Raw genomic sequence first — 15,953 nt, 5'->3', positions numbered from 1 at the left:
CCCCGCCAGCAACCCGTTCAACCGGTCGTCCCACAGCTTGGCCACGTTGATCTTGGCCGGGATCAGGCCGGCATCGGCGAAGGCGTCGGCCACCTACTGCTGCGACTGGATGGCTTCCGGTTCCACCTTGGCCAGTTCATAGGGGCGATCCCGTTCCCGGTGCTGCAGCAGGAAAATTTCCGGTGCCACCCCGGTTTCCTTGGACAGCCGGGCCGCCCAGGCCTCCGGGTTCTGGTCGGCCCATGCATAGGCACGGGTGACCCGGTGCAGGAAATCGGCAATGGCCTTGCGCTTGCCTTCATCCGCCAGTGCGGTGGTGGAGGCAGCGAAGACGTAATTGCCGGACAGGCGGCCCCGCCCGTCGGTCAGCACCCGCGCCTTATAGGTCAGGCGGGCCTGGCTGCCCTGCACGCCATAGATGATCCAGGCATCCAGATCGCCCCGCCCAAAGGCGGCCAGCCCATCCTGCGGCGACAGGGCCACGGGCGTGATATCGCCCCAGCCGATGCCGGCTTCCTGCAACAGCCGCAGCAGGATGTAATGGGAGGTGGTGGCGCGGACATAGCCGATGCGCTTGCCCTTCAAATCCGCCACCGTCTGGATGGCGGATTTCTCCGGCACCAGTACCACCTGCGACGTCACTTCCCCCTTGATGGTGGCGACCAGCCGCATCGGCGCATTGGCCGAGGCGATGAAGATTGGCGGTATCTCGCTCATGCTGCCCAGATCGATGGAGCCGCCATTGATCGCTTCCGCAATCAGGTTGCCGCCGGCGAAATAGGAATAGCTGACGCCATAGGGGAACTGACCGACCCCGGCTTCGCCGAAAAACTCCTGATACTGGCCGCGATAGGTGCCGATGCGTAAGCTGGCCGCCCCCGCATCGGCACCGGCACTGCTGGCCTTTTGCGACGGCGGCGCCTCCTTGCCGCAACCGGCCAGCGCCAGCAGCGACAGGCCACCCAGCAGCAGCGACCGGCGGGGGAGAATGAAGGCTGCCGTCATTCGAACAGGTCCGGTTCTTCGCGGGCAATCAGATCAAACAGCGGCTGGAAGGAGAACCAGGAGCCGGTTTCCTTGCCCACCTGTCCGTTGGTGTGGCTGGCCACCTCATGCGACAGCACCTGCGGCTTGCCGGCGGCTTCGGCCAGCAGCTGGGCATGGGCGGCATTTTCAAAGGCGATATAGCGCCAGACGGCACCATCCACGCTGTTGCCCACGGTCAGGAAACCATGATTCTGCAGGATGGCGGCGGATTTGTCGCCCAACGCCTCGGCAATGCGCTCCCCCTCGCTGCTGTCCAGCACCACACCGCTGAAATCGCGGAAGATCACATGATCCTGATAGAAGGCGCAGCTATCCTGCGTCAGCGGGTCCAGCAACCGGCCCAGGCTGGACCAGGCCTTGCCATAGATGCCGTGGCTGTGCGCGGCGGCAATCACGTCGGGGCGGGCCTTGTGCAGTTCGGAATGGATGGCAAAGGCCGCACGGTTCAACAGGCCCTTGCCCTGCACAATCTCGCCATGATGGTTGACCAGCAGCAGGTCGCGCACCCGGACATGGCCGAAGAAAACACCCGCCGGATTGACCCAGAAATGGTCGGGATGTTCGGAATCGCGCGCGGTGATATGCCCGGCCCCGCCCATGTCGAAACCATAGCGGGCGAACAGGCGGAAGGAGGCGGCCAGCCGCTGCTTGCGGTAAAGCCGTTCCTGTTCGATATCGGGGTAGCGCGGCACGGCGCTGCGCCAGTCCAGATTGGTCAGCTCCACCGGGCGCGGCAGGATGAAGGGGGCCTCTGGGCTGGTGTCAGCCGGATTGTTGCGCCGGACGGCGAGGCGAAGGCTCATGGCGGGGGCTCCATCAATAGCCGCGCTGGCGGTCGACAAGATCGGCCAGCGGCTGGTTGTTCGTGAAACGGATCAGATTATCGGCCACCTTGGCGGCCAGATTGTCGCGCTGGTCCGGCGTCAGCACCGATGTGTGCGGCGACAGGCGGATGCGCGGATGATGATAGAAGGGATGGCCCGCCGGCAGCGGTTCGGGATGGGTGACATCCAGCGTGGCGCGGGACAGGCGGCCATCTTCCAGGGCGGCCAGCAGGGCATCATCATCCACCAGCGCACCGCGGGCGATATTGATCAGGTGCAGGCCGGGCTTGGCATGGCGCAACAGGGCATCATTGACCAGATGGTGGGTTTCCGGCGTCAGCGGGGCGGCCAGCACCAGATGGTCGGCCTGGGCGAACAGGTTGGGCAGGTCAGCCGCCAGTTCCGCCCCGGCCACCGGCGAGGGCCGGTCGGAGCGGCGCACGGCCAGCACCCGCATTCCCAATGCCAGGGCCAGCCGGGCCAGTGCCGATCCCGCCGCCCCCAGCCCGACAATCCCCAGCACCGACCCGCGCACCGTGGCCAGCGGCTGGTGTGCCCAGCGGTCGGGATGGTCGATCCAGATATCCGGCAGCCGCTTGGCCGCGGCGAAGATGCCGGCCAGGGCGAATTCCGCCAGCGCATTGGCCGAGGTGCCGCGCGCAGAGGCCACCGCCGTCCCCTCGAACAACCAGTCGGGATAGAAATCAATCCCGCTGGAGGCCAGCTGCACCAGCTTCAGGTTGAAGGGCCAGCCGGCGGGGCGGGGCGGAAAGGGCTGGCCTGCCTTGCGGAAGGGCAGGGCCACCAGCACGCGCGCCGTTTCCGGCACATCATCGGGCACGCCGGGGGCCAGCGGCTGGATGGTGGCGTGGGGAAGGCGCTGGGCCAGCAGCCGATGCTGGTGCAGCAGAGCGATATTCTCAATGGGGAAGATGGCGTCGCGGTCATGCTGGCCGGCGGTGGCGGCAAAGCGCTGCGTCAGGTCGGCCAGGATGGCATCATCCAGCGGGCCATGGGCATTCTCACGCGGGAAGCGGGTGATGGTGGCGCCGGTCATGGCCGCTCCTCTCCCTTGGGGGTGACGCCCAGCCGCGCCAGCAGGCGGGTACGCTGGGCCTGTATCTGCGGATCGGCCAGGGTGCGTGGGCGGGCGGCGGCCACCGGCTCATCCAGGGTGATGCGCCCCTGATCCAGCATCAGCACGCGGTCGGCCAGCAGCTTCAGCAGGGTGGTCTTGCCGGAGCCGGACCGGCCCAGCAGGGCGATGAACTCGCTCTTGCCGATATCCAGATCCAGGTCACGTAGAATATGGTTCTTGCCGAAATGGCGGTTCAATTGGCGCAGGCGGACGACAGGTTCCACAGCGGCTTCGCTGTCATTCACCAGACGCAGGCGGGGATTGGCGACCGACATGGTTCAATTCTCCAGGAAAGAGGGACGCCAGGCCAATGCACGCCGTTCCAGCGCCCGCACCAGGGCATCGGCGGCCAGCCCGATGCCGGCATAGACCAGCAGGCAGAGCACGATCACATCGGTGCGCAGGAAATCACGGGCGCTGTTCACCAGGGCCCCCAGGCCGTTGGCGGCATTGATCTGTTCGGCCACTACCAGGCAGAGCCAGGCCACCCCCAGCGCATAGCGCAGGCCCAGCAGAAATCCCGGTGCCGCCCCCGGCAGCACGACATGGCGGATCAATTCCCGCCGCGACAGGCCGAAGACCCGCGCCGCCTCAACCAATTTGGCATCAACGGATCGGATGCCATTGAAAAGGTTCAGATAAACCGGGAACAAGGCCCCCAGTGCAATCAGCCCGATCTTGGGCGTCTCACCAATGCCGAACCAGACGATGAACAGCGGCACCAGGGCCAGTAGCGGCAGGGTGCGCAGCATCTGCAGGGGCGGGTCGACCAGCACTTCGCCCCGGCGGGTCAGGCCGGCGGCCAGCGCCAGGACGGCACCCACCGCCACCCCGATGGCCAGCCCGGCCAGCACCCGCAGCAGGGAGACGCCCAGATGCCAGGGCAGTTCCCCCGACAGGGTCATGTCCATGAAGGTGCCCACCACGGCCGACGGGGCGGCCAGCACACGCGGCGGGATCACCCCGGTGCGGGCGCCGATCTCCCACAACAGCAACAGCAGCAGGGGTGAGGTGGCGCGGGGATTCCAGAGTTTGGAGGCGATGCGTTTCAGGCTGCGCAACGGGTCACCCATGCTGCCACGCGCGACGCTGTCGGAGGAGACGATGCTGGTCATTGGCTTCACCACACAGGATTTTGTGTATAAAAAAGATACTCACACACCTGATGATGTATGATATCCATATAAATCCCATAGGGTAAATAGATTATCTCTCAAGCAAAACTTGAGGGTGGTTTAAGTGATGGAGCCAGATGATGCCGCCCAACCTGCCAACCGACCTGCTGCGCAGCTTTACGGTGATTGTGGATGCTGGGACGCTTCAAAAAGCGACGGAGCGGATTTATCTGACCCAGTCGGCCTTAAGCCTGCAGATGAAGCGGCTGGAGGATTTGGTCCAGACACCATTATTTTTGCGCGATGGAAGACGGCTGGCCATCACACCCGCAGGTGCAACCTTGCTCGGTTATGCGCGGCGGATGCTGACTTTGAATGATGAGGCTGTGGCGGCATTGGCTGGGCAGGATTTTGCCGGGCCTGTGCGGGTCGGTATGGTTCAGGATGTCTCTGAAACTTTGCTGACCGGCGTATTGGCGCAATTCGCCCAGTTGCATCCGCGCGCCCAGTTGCAGGCCCGTGTTGCCGGTACTCTGGAGTTGCTGGAGATGCTGGAAACGGACCGACTGGACATCGTTGCCGGCTTCGGTCCCGCAGGTGATCCCACCATGGTACGGAAGGAACCGATGCGGTGGTTGGGCAATGCCGAATTGCTGGCTGAGCCGGTATTGCCACTGGCCGTTCTGGAAAAGCCCTGCCGTTTCCGGGAAGCGGCGATTGCAGCCCTGGATGCGGCGGGCAGGCCTTATCGCGTGGTGCTGGAAACGCCCAATCTCTCCACGGGCGGCAGTGCGGGCGGGCTTGGGTATCACCTGCCGCACTGTGCTGTTCGGCACCATGTCGCCTGTACTGGAGGAAGGGTTGCCATCTTTGCCCCATGTTTCCATGACGCTGGCGGGGCGGGCTGGCGGCACGGATTCGATCAACAGTCTCTTTGGACTGATCCACAGCGCCGTGCTGGAATTGGCGCCAGGTAATGGGCTGCTTGTTGCAAATTATGAAGATTGAACCTGATGCAGGGCGCACAGGTCCCTTCCCATTAAAAGGGAAGTGGTAAAGGGGCGGGGCAAGGGCCCGCGCCCCTCTGCTCACCAGACGAAGCTGCCCGCCGCGCGCGGCGGCAGTTGCGTCTTGAAGCGTTTGGTTCCATCGGCGATGACAAACCGGGCCGGTTTGTCGCCGTGGTTATAGGCGACCAGCACCCGGCTGCCGTCCGGGTTTTCAAAGGCGACACTTTCCACGTCACCCACCTCCGCCGGCGCGGCGATGCGCACGGCCCCCGGCTTCACGAAGCGGCTGGCATGGCCGAAGGCGTAATATTCCTGGTTGCGGGTAATCGCCCCCGTCTGGCTGTTGATGGTGACGATACCCCGGCAGGTGTCGCAGCCGCCGGCAAAGGGCCGGTTCTTTTCATCCAGGGCCAGATTCCACATCAGCACGCCCCGCGCGCCATAACGGGTGGAACCGATGATCAGCTTGCGCATCATCCAGGCGAAACTGTCGGCATAATCGGGTGCCCATTCCCCGCCGGAACATTCGGTCAGAAAAACCTCTTTCTCCGGGTGAGCCTGCTGCACGATCGCCTGGGCCGCCACTTGACCATTATAGCAGTGCCAGGCCACGCCGCTGACATAGCCATTGGCCTTTTCATTGGCAAAGACGGTCAGCGGCTGTTCCGGCTGGTCCCAATTATGGTCCCAGTCCAGCAGCTTGGTCTTGATGCCCTGGGTTACCAGTTCCGGCCCCAGATGGTCAGCGAAGAAGCGGGCGCGGTCGACCGCCCGCCAACGCATCCCCGGATAATCCTTCGGCTCAAAATCCGGTTCATTCTGGATGGTCAGGTAATCGGTCGGCACGCCCTGCGCTGCGGCCTCTGTAATGTAACGGGCGAAGAAGCGGGCATAGACGGGGTAGGCTTCATCCTTCAACTGCCCCTTGATCAGCGAACCGGTGGTCTTCATCCAGGCCGGCGCGCTCCAGGGGGAGGCAACGATTTTCAGGTCGCCATTGATGGACAGCGCCTGCCGCACCGTGGGGAAGACATGTTCGGCGGGGCGCTTCAGGGAGAAATGCGCCAAGTCCGGGTCGGGCGCGCCATTCGGCGCATCATCCAGGCTGTAATGATCCAGGGAGAAATCCGACGCGCCAATGGTCAGCCGTGTCAGGCTGAACCCCAGCCCGCCATTCTGCCGCCCGAACAGTTCCGCCAGCAGGGACTGGCGCTGGCTGTCCGTCAGTTTGGTGCGGATCAGCCAGGCTGAACTGTCGGTGATGGCCGCCCCGAACCCCACCATGGTCTGGAAACGCTGGGCCGGGTCCACCGCGATCACCGGCAGGCCGGTGGCGGCACCGGAATTAACCGGTGCCTGTTCGGTGAGGGAGAAACGGCGGTCGCCGCTGGTAATCCAGGCCCGCATCGGCTCCGCCGCCGTTGCCAGTTGCGGCAGGGTCAGCAGGGCCAGCGTGGCGGCGATGGTGATACGGGTCTTCATGGCTTGCCCTTCCATGCATCCAGCTTGGCTTCCCCGGTCAGGGCCTTGTCGCCAGCATGGGTGCCGACATAAAGCCCATAGCTGCCCTGAGGCAAGCGCCAGCCGCTGGCCTTGACATCATAATCGGCCAGCACGCGCGGATCGACCGTCAGGCTGACGCGGCGTGTCTCACCGGGGGCAAGGTCCAGCTTCTTGAACCCCGCCAGCCGCAGCATCGGCTTGCGTTCACCCGCCTGCACGTAAAGCTGCGGCGTGTCGGCCCCGGCCACTTGTCCCTTGTTGGTGACATCGAAGCTGACGGTCAGGCGGCTACCCCCCTCCACCTTCAGGTTGGCATATTGGAAGCTGGTATAGGACAGGCCGTAGCCGAAGGGGAACAGCGGTTTCTGGCCCTTTTCGGCGTACCAGCGGTAACCCACCGCGGCCCCTTCAACATAATCCACGGCAAAGGGTTTGATCCTTCCCACCTTCTGGCCATTGCGCCCGGCCTCATCCAGGGCGGCCTGCTCGGCAAAGCCGGGGGCGGATGGGCGGGGGGCCTGGCTTTCGGCGGCAGGGAAGGTCATGGGCAGGCGACCGGAGGGGTTCACTTCCCCGAAAAGGATGCGGGCAATGGCCTCCCCGCCGCGCTGGCCGGGATACCAGGCGGCCAGCACCGCCTTCACCTTGTCCAGCCAGGGCATCAGCACCGGGCCACCGCTTTCCAGCACCACCACCGTTTTCGGGTTGGCCGCTGACACCGCCTCAATCAGCGCATCCTGCCCATCGGGCAGGGCGATGGAGGGGGCGTCCTGTGCCTCTGTCTGCCAGTGCCAGGCGAACAGCAGCACCGCATCGGCCCCGGCGGCGGCCTTGGCGGCGGCAGCGGGGTCTTTGCCATCCACATAGGTGACCTCGGCCCCCGGCAGCATCGCCTTCACGGCAGCCAGGGGGGAGGAGGCGTGCCAGGTGACGCGCACGAAGGAGGCGGCTTCCCCGCCATTCAGCGGGATTTCCACCGGTGCCCCGCCGACGGAGCGCACCTGCGATGAACCACCACCCGACAGCACGCCGACATCGGCATGGGCACCGATCAGCACCACCTTGCGCGCCGTCTTGGCCAGCGGCAGCAGGCCATCATTCTTCAGCAGCACGGAACCGCGTTCCGCCACCGCCTGGGCCACCTGGGCATGGGCGGGATAATCAATCTTCTGTTCGCTGGTGGGGATGGGGTTTTCCATCAGCCCGGTCTGGATCACGCCATACAGCACGCGGCGCACCATGTCATCCAGCCGGGCCGGCTTCACCTTGCCCTCGGCCACCGCCTTTTTCAGATCATCACCGAAGAAAATCTGCGGATCCAGTTCCTGGCCGGATTGCTGGTCCAGCCCGGCATTGGCCGCCTTCACCGTGCTGTGCACCGCCCCCCAGTCGGACATGACAAAGCCGGGATAGGCCCAATCCTTCTTCAGCACCCGGTTCAGCAGGAAGTCATTCTCGCAGGCCCAATCGCCATTCACCTTGTTATAGGCGCACATGACAGAGGCAGGCTTGCCGCGCTCAATGGCGATCTGGAAGGCCAGCAGGTCGCTTTCCCGAAGGTCAGCTTCGCCGATGCGGGCATCCATGACATGGCGGCCGGTTTCCTGCGCATTCAGGGCGAAATGCTTGATGGTGGAGATGATGTTGTTGGACTGCACGCCGCGAATGCTCTCCCCGGCCAGCACACCGCCCAGCAGCGGGTCTTCCCCCAGATATTCAAAATTGCGCCCAGCCCAGGGGTCGCGGGTCAGGTTCACGCCACCGGCCAGCAGCACGTTGAAGGTCTTGGCCCGTGCCTCAGCGCCAATCATGGCACCGGATTTAAAGGCCAGTTCCGGCTCAAACGTCGCGGCCAGCGACAAGCCGGACGGCAGGGCGGTGGCCGTGTCGCCCTTGCGCTGTTCCACCTGATTGGCCACGCCCAGACTGGCATCGCTTTCCCGCAGAGTGGGGATGCCCAGGCGCGGCACGCCCGGCACATAGCCAGCGGACGGGATCATGTCTGCCGGCGGGTTCTTGGTCTGCGGCGGGAACAGCCCGTGCAGATAGGTGATCTTCTCCTCCAGCGTCATCTGCCGCACCAACGCATCCGCCCGCGCCCAGATCGGGTCATGCGCGCGGGCGGCCAGCGGAGGGCTGTCAGCGGTGGGCTGGGGATTGCTGGCCTGGGCGAAACCCGCCGGGCTGAAGGCCAGCAGGGCGGCGATGGCGGTCGTCAGGCAAAGCTGGCGCGCGACCAGCGTTGGCTGGCGGTAACGGGGCATGGTTCTCTCCCTAAGGCTTGTTGGGGGCCCGCCGGGGCGGGGTGAAAGGCGGTTGGGGATTGCTGGGGTTTTTGTTTTTGGGGGGGGCATCGGGCCTTCACTTCCCGTCCCTTCCACCGTCACCCCGGCGAAGGCCGGGGTCCAGGTTCGTAGAGCAAAGCGCCTGTGGCCCCTGGACCCCGGCCGCAGCATGGGTGACGGTGCAGACAAGTAATGACGGGGAGGAGAGTGTCACCCCACCCCACAAATCCGCTCCAGATAGGCCGCATGGCCCGGCATCACGGCGACGCATTTGCCGATGACGCCTTCGATATTGCCGAGATATTCCGCGATCTCCGCATCCCCCTGCACCCGCACCAGCGGGTCGGGGGAACGGGGGATGATGCCCTGGCCCAGGAACACCTGAATCCAGCTTTCCTCGGCAAATAGCTCCTCATCCTCGCGGAAGATGCGGCCACAGGCGGCGAACAGGTCGATCTTGCGCTGCAGCGTTTCCGGTATGTTCATGTCCCGGCAATACCGCCAGAACGGCGTGTCATCCCGCGCGGTGGCCTTGTAATGCAGGATGATGAAGTCGCGGATACGTTCATACTCAAAGTCGCTCTGGCGGTTGAATTCCGCGATCACCGCCGGATCAAAACGGCCATCGGGCATCAACCGCACCAGCCGGATGGCGGCGGACTGGATCAGGTGCAGGCTGGTGCTTTCCAGCGGTTCCAGAAAGCCGCTGGCCAGCCCCACCGCCACGCAATTACGGTTCCAGAGCTGCCGGCGCTTGCCGGTGGTGAACTGTATCCGCAACGGCTCGGCCAGTGCCGGCCCATCCAGGTGGGACAGCAGGATACGCTCGGCCTCCGCCTCTTCCATGAAGGGGCTGGCATAGACATGGCCGTTGCCGGTGCGGTGGCGCAGCGGGATGCGCCATTGCCAGCCGGCCCCGTGCGCGGTGGCGCTTGTATAGGGCGTGATCTCCCCTGGCTGGCGGGCGCAGGGCACGGCCAGCGCCCGGTCACAGGGCAGCCAGTAGCGCCAATCCTCATACCCGGTTTTCAGCGCCTGTTCGATGATCAGGCCCCGGAAGCCGGAACAATCGATGAAGAAATCGGCTTCCAGCACCCGGCCATCGGCAAGGGTGACCGACTGCACAAACCCATCCTCGGGCCGCAGATGCACGTCCCCGATGCGGCCTTCCAGCCGTTGCACACCGGCCTTTTCCGCCATTTCCCGCAGATAGCGGGCATAGAGCCCGGCATCGAAATGGAAGGCATGGGCGATGTGGGACAAGGGCGAGTCCGGCAAATCCGGCCGCGCCCGCATGAATTTGCCGGCCCGCGCCGCGGCCGTATTAATGGCCAGCCCGTCGAAATCCGGTGCCTTGCCCCGGGCCTGCTGGTGCAGCCAGTAATGGTGGCAGCGCAGCCAGCCCAGATCCTGGCCGATGGGGCCGAAACCATGGATATAGCTGTCACCCTGCCGGTGCCAGTTTCGAAACTCGATCCCCAGCTTGAAACTGCCCTGGGTGCGGCGCAGGAAATCATCCTCGTCCAGCCCCAGCAGTTCATTGAATCGCTTGATGGCGGGAATGGTCGCCTCACCCACGCCGATGGTGCCGATTTCATCGGATTCCACCAGCGTGATGTCATAAAGCTGTTTGAACAGGCGGGAGAACAGGGCGGCCACCATCCAACCGGCCGACCCTCCCCCGACGATCAGGATTTTCTTGATCTGTTGCTGCACAGGCCAAACCTTCCAACTGCCAGAGGGAAGGGGGCCGGCATCCCCGATGCGCGGGATGCCGGCCCGATGGGAACGGTCAGTAGCGATAGCTGACGCCAAACAGGAACTGCCGTCCGTATTTCTCATAGGTTTCCGGCAGGCTGGCGCCGTCGCTGGTCTTGGTGCCACCATTATCCAGGCCCAGACGGGTGCGATAGGGGCTGTCCGTCAGGTTGTTGACCTGGAACAGGAAGCCCATATTTTCAAACTGGCCTTCCTGGATGGTGTAGCCGATCTGCGCATCCACCTGCTTGTCGGACAGGATTTCCGTATACCCCCGGTTGGCATAAAGCTGCACCACCTCGCCCTTGAAGGCGGAGCGGTAGCGCTGGCTGATACGCGCCTGGAACCCGTCGCGTTCATAATAGGCGGTCAGGTTATAGACCGTCTTGGACAGGCCGGGAATGCGGGTGACGGCGCTTGGGTCATTGCTGTCCGTCGGGTTCAAGTTGGACCAGGTCAGCGACAGGCTGCCCTGTACGCCAAACCCTTCCAGCGCTTCATAAAGTTGGCCGAAATCAAGAGAGCCGGAGAATTCCAGCCCCTTCAGATTGCCGCCATTGCCATTGGCCGGCAGGGTGATCTGGCCCATGGAGCTGATATTGACATTGCTGGGAATGGCCGACGCTGTGGTGGGCAGCGGCAGGCCGCTGAAATCGAACACTTCTGTCCGATTGTAGATATAGGTCTTCAGCTTCTTGTAGAAGCCGGCGACCGACAGATAAGTGGTGGGGGCCACATACCATTCATAAGCCAGATCGGCGGCATCCGCCTTCCAGGGTTTCAGGTTGGGGTTACCGCCTGATGCCGACCAGGGGTTAATCGTGCTGCCCGGTGCGCAGGGCTGGCCGGAACAGATGGTGGAATTGAAGGAAGGCGTGACATTGGCCCGCATGTCATCCATCCGCGGCCGAGCCATGGTGCGCGACAAGCCCATACGCAGCCGGTGTCCGTCGCCCAGGTCATAGATGGCGTTCAGGCTGGGCAGAACGTCAGTATAGCTGTTCTTGGCGCTGATGGCGGTCGGGACTACACTGCCACTTGTGCCATTGATGATAACGCCGTCGGACGCCTGTTCCTGATGGACAACCTGCACGCCGAAATTACCGGTCAGGTCACCAAACTCATAGTTGCCACGGGCGAAAAAGCTCGTAACCTTCTCCGAAATATCCCAGTTCTTGTCGTAATTATTGGCGTCCTGCAGCGTCCGCTGATCATAATATTTCCGCCAGACATTGCCGATATCGACGCTCAGAACATCGCCCAGCCCGGCAAAGCCCAGGGAGGTGGGGTCCACCAGATCGGCGGGATCGACATAGACCTGCTGGCCGCCATTTTTCAGGAACAGATCATATTCCACCACCCGCTTGCTCTTTTCGCGGTTGGTGTAATTGATGCCGACGGACAGCTTGTTGATGAAGCTGTCAATGTCCTGATCCACCCGCATTTCAGCGGTTTTTACCTCTTCCTTCACATTCGGGTAACGCACGGCGCCATCATGGCCCCAGCCGCCCCACGGCGCATGGTCACCCAGCGACACCTTGGTTGCGTCGGCATAGTTCAGTCCGGTTTTGTACTGGGAGAAGCCATTATCATTGACGGTAAAATCAATGGTGTCAAACGTGCGGCCCACATTCGGCGTGCTGCTGGTCACCCCACCGACGCCCAGCCCGTAGCCGGCATAGGTTTCCATGATCTGTTCCTTGCGCTTGTTGCGCGAATAGGAAAGATCGGCGACCAGACGGGTGCTCTCGGTCAACTCGAACTCGTTGTTCAGACCGGCGGAAAACAGCGCATCATTGCGGGTGTTGAAATCATTGCGTAATTGCGGGACACCATTGTTCAGCCTGCCGCTGCGGGCAAAATTTGAACCGCCGACGCTTTCCGTTTTCAGGTTGGTGAAGGTGGCATTGTCCGCGTAACCGTTGGCGAACCACTGCGCGCCGCGCGTCGTCTCCTCCTGCTTGAACTTTGAATAATAGAGATCCAGCGTGCTGTGGATCGCCTCATTCGGTTGAAATTCGAGAATACCGATCACGGCATCGCGCGTATTGTTGCGCGATGTGGCGAATACTTCCTGGCCATTCAGGATCAGGGCATTCTTGGCGGCGGGGGCAGCCACCGCATCGGGGAATGCCTCGTACCCATAGGCCTTGTAATGCTTCACCTGTGACGGGCTGTCCAGGTGGGCATAGCCGATAGCCACACCCAGTTTGCCATCATAAAACTGATCGATATAGGACGCGCTGGCGCGGCTGCCCCAAGTATTCACATCGCTGTTCAGCTTGCCGCCGGACAGTTTTTCCCCACGCACATTCACCGATGCGGCCCGTTTGCCGAATTCCAGCGGGCGGACGGTGCGCAGGTCGGCAGTACCGGACAGGCCCATGCCGGAAACTTGCGCATCCGGTGTCTTGTAGATGACCACCGAGGAGAGAAGTTCCGACGGATACTGGTCAAACTCCACAGCGCGGTTGTCGCCGGAACTGGCCTGTTGACGACCGTTCAACAGCGTGGTGGTGAAGTCGGGCGCCAGACCACGGATGGAAATCACCTGGGCGCGGCCATTGACGCGCTGGGCAGCCAAGCCGGGCAGGCGGGCGATGCTCTCGGCGATGGAGACATCGGGCAACTTGCCGATATCCTCTGCCGAGATGGCCTCCACGATGGAGGTTTCATTCTTTTTGATATTGATCGAATTTTGAATGCCGGCGCGGATACCGGTGACGACTATTTCGTCAATCGTATCCTCAGCCCCGCCAGCCTGTTGCTGGGCGGCTGCGCCACCGGCCAAGGCCAGGCTGATCGCCAGACCGGACACGGTACGATACAGCACGCCAGACAGCGTCCAGCCTCCGCTGGAAACGCGGTTCGCCATAACTTCTCCTCCCACACGACCCCAGGCCGCGGCAAAGGCGGCTCTGTTTTTTGTTGCTGCTGAAATGCCCTGTTTTCCGGCATTGAAAGCGCTTCCAATCTGCGCGCAGCCCAAGAGCTTTGTCAAGCCACCGAGAAAGGGTGACGTGCGTATGTTTGATTTTTGCAACAGAGAGGACGGGGGAAGACAGGCCCCGTCGGTTGGGCTGTTAAAACGCCTTGGTCGTCTGACGCCAGACCAGGCCATGGTCTAATTGCTGAAAGCTGGGGCCATCCACCATGGCCCCTGTCAGGCGGCTGACCAGCATTTCTACAGCCCGCTGACCCAGCAGCTTCACCGGCTGATGTACCGTTGTCAGCGGTGGCCAGACGATGGATGCGACGGGCGCATCATCGAATCCGGTGATGGCGATATCGCCGGGTATATCCAGCCCGCGCGCATGCGCCGCCGCCAGCGCGCCCGCCGCCATATCATCATTGGCACAGACCAGCACGCTGGGTGGATGGGGAACATCCAGCATTTCCGGTGTCAGCCGTGTGCCGGACCGGAAGGTGAAATCACCGCGCCGGATCAGGCAGGCATCATCGCCCAGCCCATGGTCGGCCAGCGCGCGGCGGAACCCTTCAAGCCGGCGTTCAGCAGAAAGATGTGTCTCCAGCCCCGCAATAAAGCCAAAGCGATGATGGCCCAGCTTTATCAGCGCACAGGTCAGGTCATACCCCGCCGCTTCATCATCCACCCCGACCCCGTCAATCAGGGTGCGGGCGGACGGGCCGGGGGATACAGCCACCACCTTGCAGCCGCGCGTCAGAACGGTTTCCACCAGCAAAAGGTCGTCACTGAAAGGAGGGCAGAGGATCAGCCCCTCGCAGCGCTGGTCATCGATCAGTTCCAGGATGCGCTGTTGCTGACCGGCCGAATCCGTTGGGATCTGATGGATCAGCAACTGATAGCCAAGGGTCACGCACGCCCTGAGGGCCCCTAACTCCAACGCAGCCTCGTAATAGGAGTTGGGTTCGCTCTCCGGATCGGAATTGAAGACAAAGCCCACGGTCCGGCTGGCCCCGCCGGCCAGGCTGCGCGCTTGCGGGTTCACCTTGTAGTCAAGTGTTTTGACGGCTTCCATCACCTTGGCGCGTACGGCGGGGCGCACATTGGGGCCGCCATTCAACACGCGCGACACGGTAACACGGGCCACGCCGGACAGGCGGGCAACATCGTCGATGGTCGGCTTCTTACCGTTCAACCCCGCCTCTCCCAGGCTTTGTCATTATGGTTAGCAAGGCGATGTATCATAGAAGACACATTTTCCCAATGATGCAGCTACGGAAACAGCACCTTGTCTCTGTACATGCTCAAAATACAGCGGCGGACAAAGCCCATTGTCCGCCGCTGCACATATAGCATCCATGTGGATGAACGCACTCAGCTCTCTCCACCAACATCGGTGGCCCGTGCGTGTCAGAGACCGAACTCATATGTCAGGCGTACACCGGCGATGAACTGGTTTTTCCGCCCGCGTTCCTGGATAAGCGGGCTGTCGGCGGCTTCAGAACCCAGCCGGTCGTACCGGGCGATCAGGCCCAAGGACAGGGCATCCGTGACCGGTGTCATTACAAAAGCGCTCACGCCGTAGGAAACCAGGCCGGCATCGGCCTTGTACCGCTGAAGCCCGGTGTTTGCAGACTGGCTTTCATCAATACCGAAATAGGTATTATTGTATTTCCCGCTGGCAAGGGTCACGTGGGGGCCGATCAGGTAAGTCACCGGCTGGCCGGACGGCTTGATCATGTCCATATAGTGCGCGCTGATATCAGCGATCAAACCTTTGTGGCCACTGACACCCTGGCGCACCTCAATTGAATAACTGAACCGGTCGATACTATATTCCACGAAGCCACCCAGTTCCGGCGTCGCGCTCACATCGCCCAGCCCCCTTAGCGCCCTGGTCTTGTTGCCGGCAATGCGGAACGGGTTGTCGTCATCCTCGTCACGGCCGATATCCAGCTTCACGATCGGTCCAGCGCGCCAGCCACCGCTATTGATAATATTGTAGCCGATACCCTCGAAGAGCGAGGCGAAGAACACATCCTGATATTCCACCTTGATGTCGGGGACGACCAGTGCCTGATCATCCTTGGAGCCGGTGAAGGCCGGCATGTACAGGGTGGCAAGGCTGGCGCTAAGTTTCCAGTCGGGTTTCACCCCGGTGCCGGGCGCGGGAGAGATGAAGTCCCCCTGCCGCTGTTGATGCCTGTTCTCCTGTGCGTTCACATGGACGGGGACGGTTAGGGCGAGGGAAGCCGCAAGCGACACAGAACACAAGACCTTGAACGTTGCTACGGTCTTGAAGATGTTTGGATAATTCATCGAATGCTCCGGGAGCGGGGTGCTGATC

12 protein-coding genes are annotated in these 15,953 nt (G+C 62.7%); 1 reads left to right on the top strand and 11 read right to left on the bottom strand.

Annotated elements, in window-relative coordinates; all coding sequences use genetic code 11:
- Positions 1 to 93 precede the first annotated feature (93 nt).
- The 5 genes from G473_RS26470 to G473_RS0111395 are packed head-to-tail and all read right to left on the bottom strand — an operon-like array spanning position 94 to position 4,124.
- Positions 94 to 1,005, bottom strand: coding sequence for an ABC transporter substrate-binding protein (locus G473_RS26470; RefSeq protein ID WP_210163296.1), 912 nt, complete (start codon positions 1,003 to 1,005; stop codon positions 94 to 96).
- Positions 1,002 to 1,850, bottom strand: coding sequence for a class II aldolase/adducin family protein (locus tag G473_RS0111410; protein ID WP_084437991.1), 849 nt, complete (start codon positions 1,848 to 1,850; stop codon positions 1,002 to 1,004). The genes G473_RS26470 and G473_RS0111410 overlap by 4 nt, the downstream gene beginning before the upstream one ends.
- A 13-nt stretch (positions 1,851 to 1,863) precedes the next feature.
- The gene (locus tag G473_RS0111405; protein WP_084437989.1) at positions 1,864 to 2,928 is read right to left on the bottom strand and encodes an NAD(P)-dependent oxidoreductase; all 1,065 of its coding nucleotides are present in this window, start codon (positions 2,926 to 2,928) and stop codon (positions 1,864 to 1,866) included.
- Positions 2,925 to 3,284 (bottom strand): ATP-binding cassette domain-containing protein, encoded by a 360-nt coding sequence (locus G473_RS0111400; protein ID WP_029013203.1) that lies wholly within the window; start codon positions 3,282 to 3,284, stop codon positions 2,925 to 2,927. The genes G473_RS0111405 and G473_RS0111400 overlap by 4 nt, the downstream gene beginning before the upstream one ends.
- A 3-nt stretch (positions 3,285 to 3,287) precedes the next feature.
- A complete protein-coding gene (locus G473_RS0111395) occupies positions 3,288 to 4,124 on the bottom strand; it encodes an ABC transporter permease (protein ID WP_084437987.1) in 837 nt (278 codons plus the stop codon).
- A 137-nt stretch (positions 4,125 to 4,261) separates the two neighbouring features.
- Here G473_RS0111395 and G473_RS26465 point away from each other — a divergent pair, with 137 nt between their 5' ends.
- Positions 4,262 to 5,101 carry a LysR substrate-binding domain-containing protein gene (locus G473_RS26465; protein WP_210163295.1) on the top strand — a complete coding sequence of 280 codons (840 nt, stop codon included), beginning with the start codon at positions 4,262 to 4,264 and terminating at the stop codon, positions 5,099 to 5,101.
- A 111-nt stretch (positions 5,102 to 5,212) separates the two neighbouring features.
- Here the strand turns inward: G473_RS26465 and G473_RS0111385 are convergent, their stop codons facing one another.
- The 6 genes from G473_RS0111385 to G473_RS26460 form a co-directional block, all read right to left on the bottom strand.
- Positions 5,213 to 6,616 carry a glycoside hydrolase family 30 protein gene (locus tag G473_RS0111385; RefSeq protein ID WP_029013201.1) on the bottom strand — a complete coding sequence of 468 codons (1,404 nt, stop codon included), beginning with the start codon at positions 6,614 to 6,616 and terminating at the stop codon, positions 5,213 to 5,215.
- Positions 6,613 to 8,901 carry a beta-glucosidase gene (locus G473_RS0111380; protein ID WP_029013200.1) on the bottom strand — a complete coding sequence of 763 codons (2,289 nt, stop codon included), beginning with the start codon at positions 8,899 to 8,901 and terminating at the stop codon, positions 6,613 to 6,615. Before G473_RS0111380 ends, G473_RS0111385 begins: the two co-directional genes overlap by 4 nt.
- Before the next feature lie 231 nt (positions 8,902 to 9,132).
- Positions 9,133 to 10,638 carry a tryptophan halogenase family protein gene (locus G473_RS0111375; protein ID WP_029013199.1) on the bottom strand — a complete coding sequence of 502 codons (1,506 nt, stop codon included), beginning with the start codon at positions 10,636 to 10,638 and terminating at the stop codon, positions 9,133 to 9,135.
- Between the two features lie 76 nt (positions 10,639 to 10,714).
- Positions 10,715 to 13,555 (bottom strand): TonB-dependent receptor, encoded by a 2,841-nt coding sequence (locus G473_RS0111370; RefSeq protein WP_029013198.1) that lies wholly within the window; start codon positions 13,553 to 13,555, stop codon positions 10,715 to 10,717.
- Positions 13,556 to 13,763: 208 nt separating this feature from the next.
- Positions 13,764 to 14,801: a LacI family DNA-binding transcriptional regulator gene (locus G473_RS0111365; protein ID WP_035706745.1), complete on the bottom strand. Its 1,038-nt coding sequence runs from the start codon at positions 14,799 to 14,801 to the stop codon at positions 13,764 to 13,766.
- Between the two features lie 215 nt (positions 14,802 to 15,016).
- Positions 15,017 to 15,925, bottom strand: coding sequence for a MipA/OmpV family protein (locus G473_RS26460; protein WP_161630974.1), 909 nt, complete (start codon positions 15,923 to 15,925; stop codon positions 15,017 to 15,019).
- Positions 15,926 to 15,953: the final 28 nt, after the last annotated feature.

The sequence above is a fragment of the Niveispirillum irakense DSM 11586 genome (assembly GCF_000429645.1).
Classification (GTDB): domain Bacteria; phylum Pseudomonadota; class Alphaproteobacteria; order Azospirillales; family Azospirillaceae; genus Niveispirillum; species Niveispirillum irakense.
This window is presented reverse-complemented; position numbering and strand designations above follow the sequence as displayed.

Coding starts and splice junctions, on each gene's coding strand:
- G473_RS26470 (WP_210163296.1), bottom strand. CDS start 1,005: ATGACGGCAGCCTTCATTCTCCCCCGCCGGTCGCTGCTGCTGGGTGGC.
- G473_RS0111385 (WP_029013201.1), bottom strand. CDS start 6,616: ATGAAGACCCGTATCACCATCGCCGCCACGCTGGCCCTGCTGACCCTG.
- G473_RS0111395 (WP_084437987.1), bottom strand. CDS start 4,124: ATGACCAGCATCGTCTCCTCCGACAGCGTCGCGCGTGGCAGCATGGGT.
- G473_RS26465 (WP_210163295.1), top strand. CDS start 4,262: ATGATGCCGCCCAACCTGCCAACCGACCTGCTGCGCAGCTTTACGGTG.
- G473_RS0111410 (WP_084437991.1), bottom strand. CDS start 1,850: ATGAGCCTTCGCCTCGCCGTCCGGCGCAACAATCCGGCTGACACCAGC.
- G473_RS0111370 (WP_029013198.1), bottom strand. CDS start 13,555: ATGGCGAACCGCGTTTCCAGCGGAGGCTGGACGCTGTCTGGCGTGCTG.
- G473_RS0111380 (WP_029013200.1), bottom strand. CDS start 8,901: ATGCCCCGTTACCGCCAGCCAACGCTGGTCGCGCGCCAGCTTTGCCTG.
- G473_RS0111400 (WP_029013203.1), bottom strand. CDS start 3,284: ATGTCGGTCGCCAATCCCCGCCTGCGTCTGGTGAATGACAGCGAAGCC.
- G473_RS26460 (WP_161630974.1), bottom strand. CDS start 15,925: ATGAATTATCCAAACATCTTCAAGACCGTAGCAACGTTCAAGGTCTTG.
- G473_RS0111405 (WP_084437989.1), bottom strand. CDS start 2,928: ATGACCGGCGCCACCATCACCCGCTTCCCGCGTGAGAATGCCCATGGC.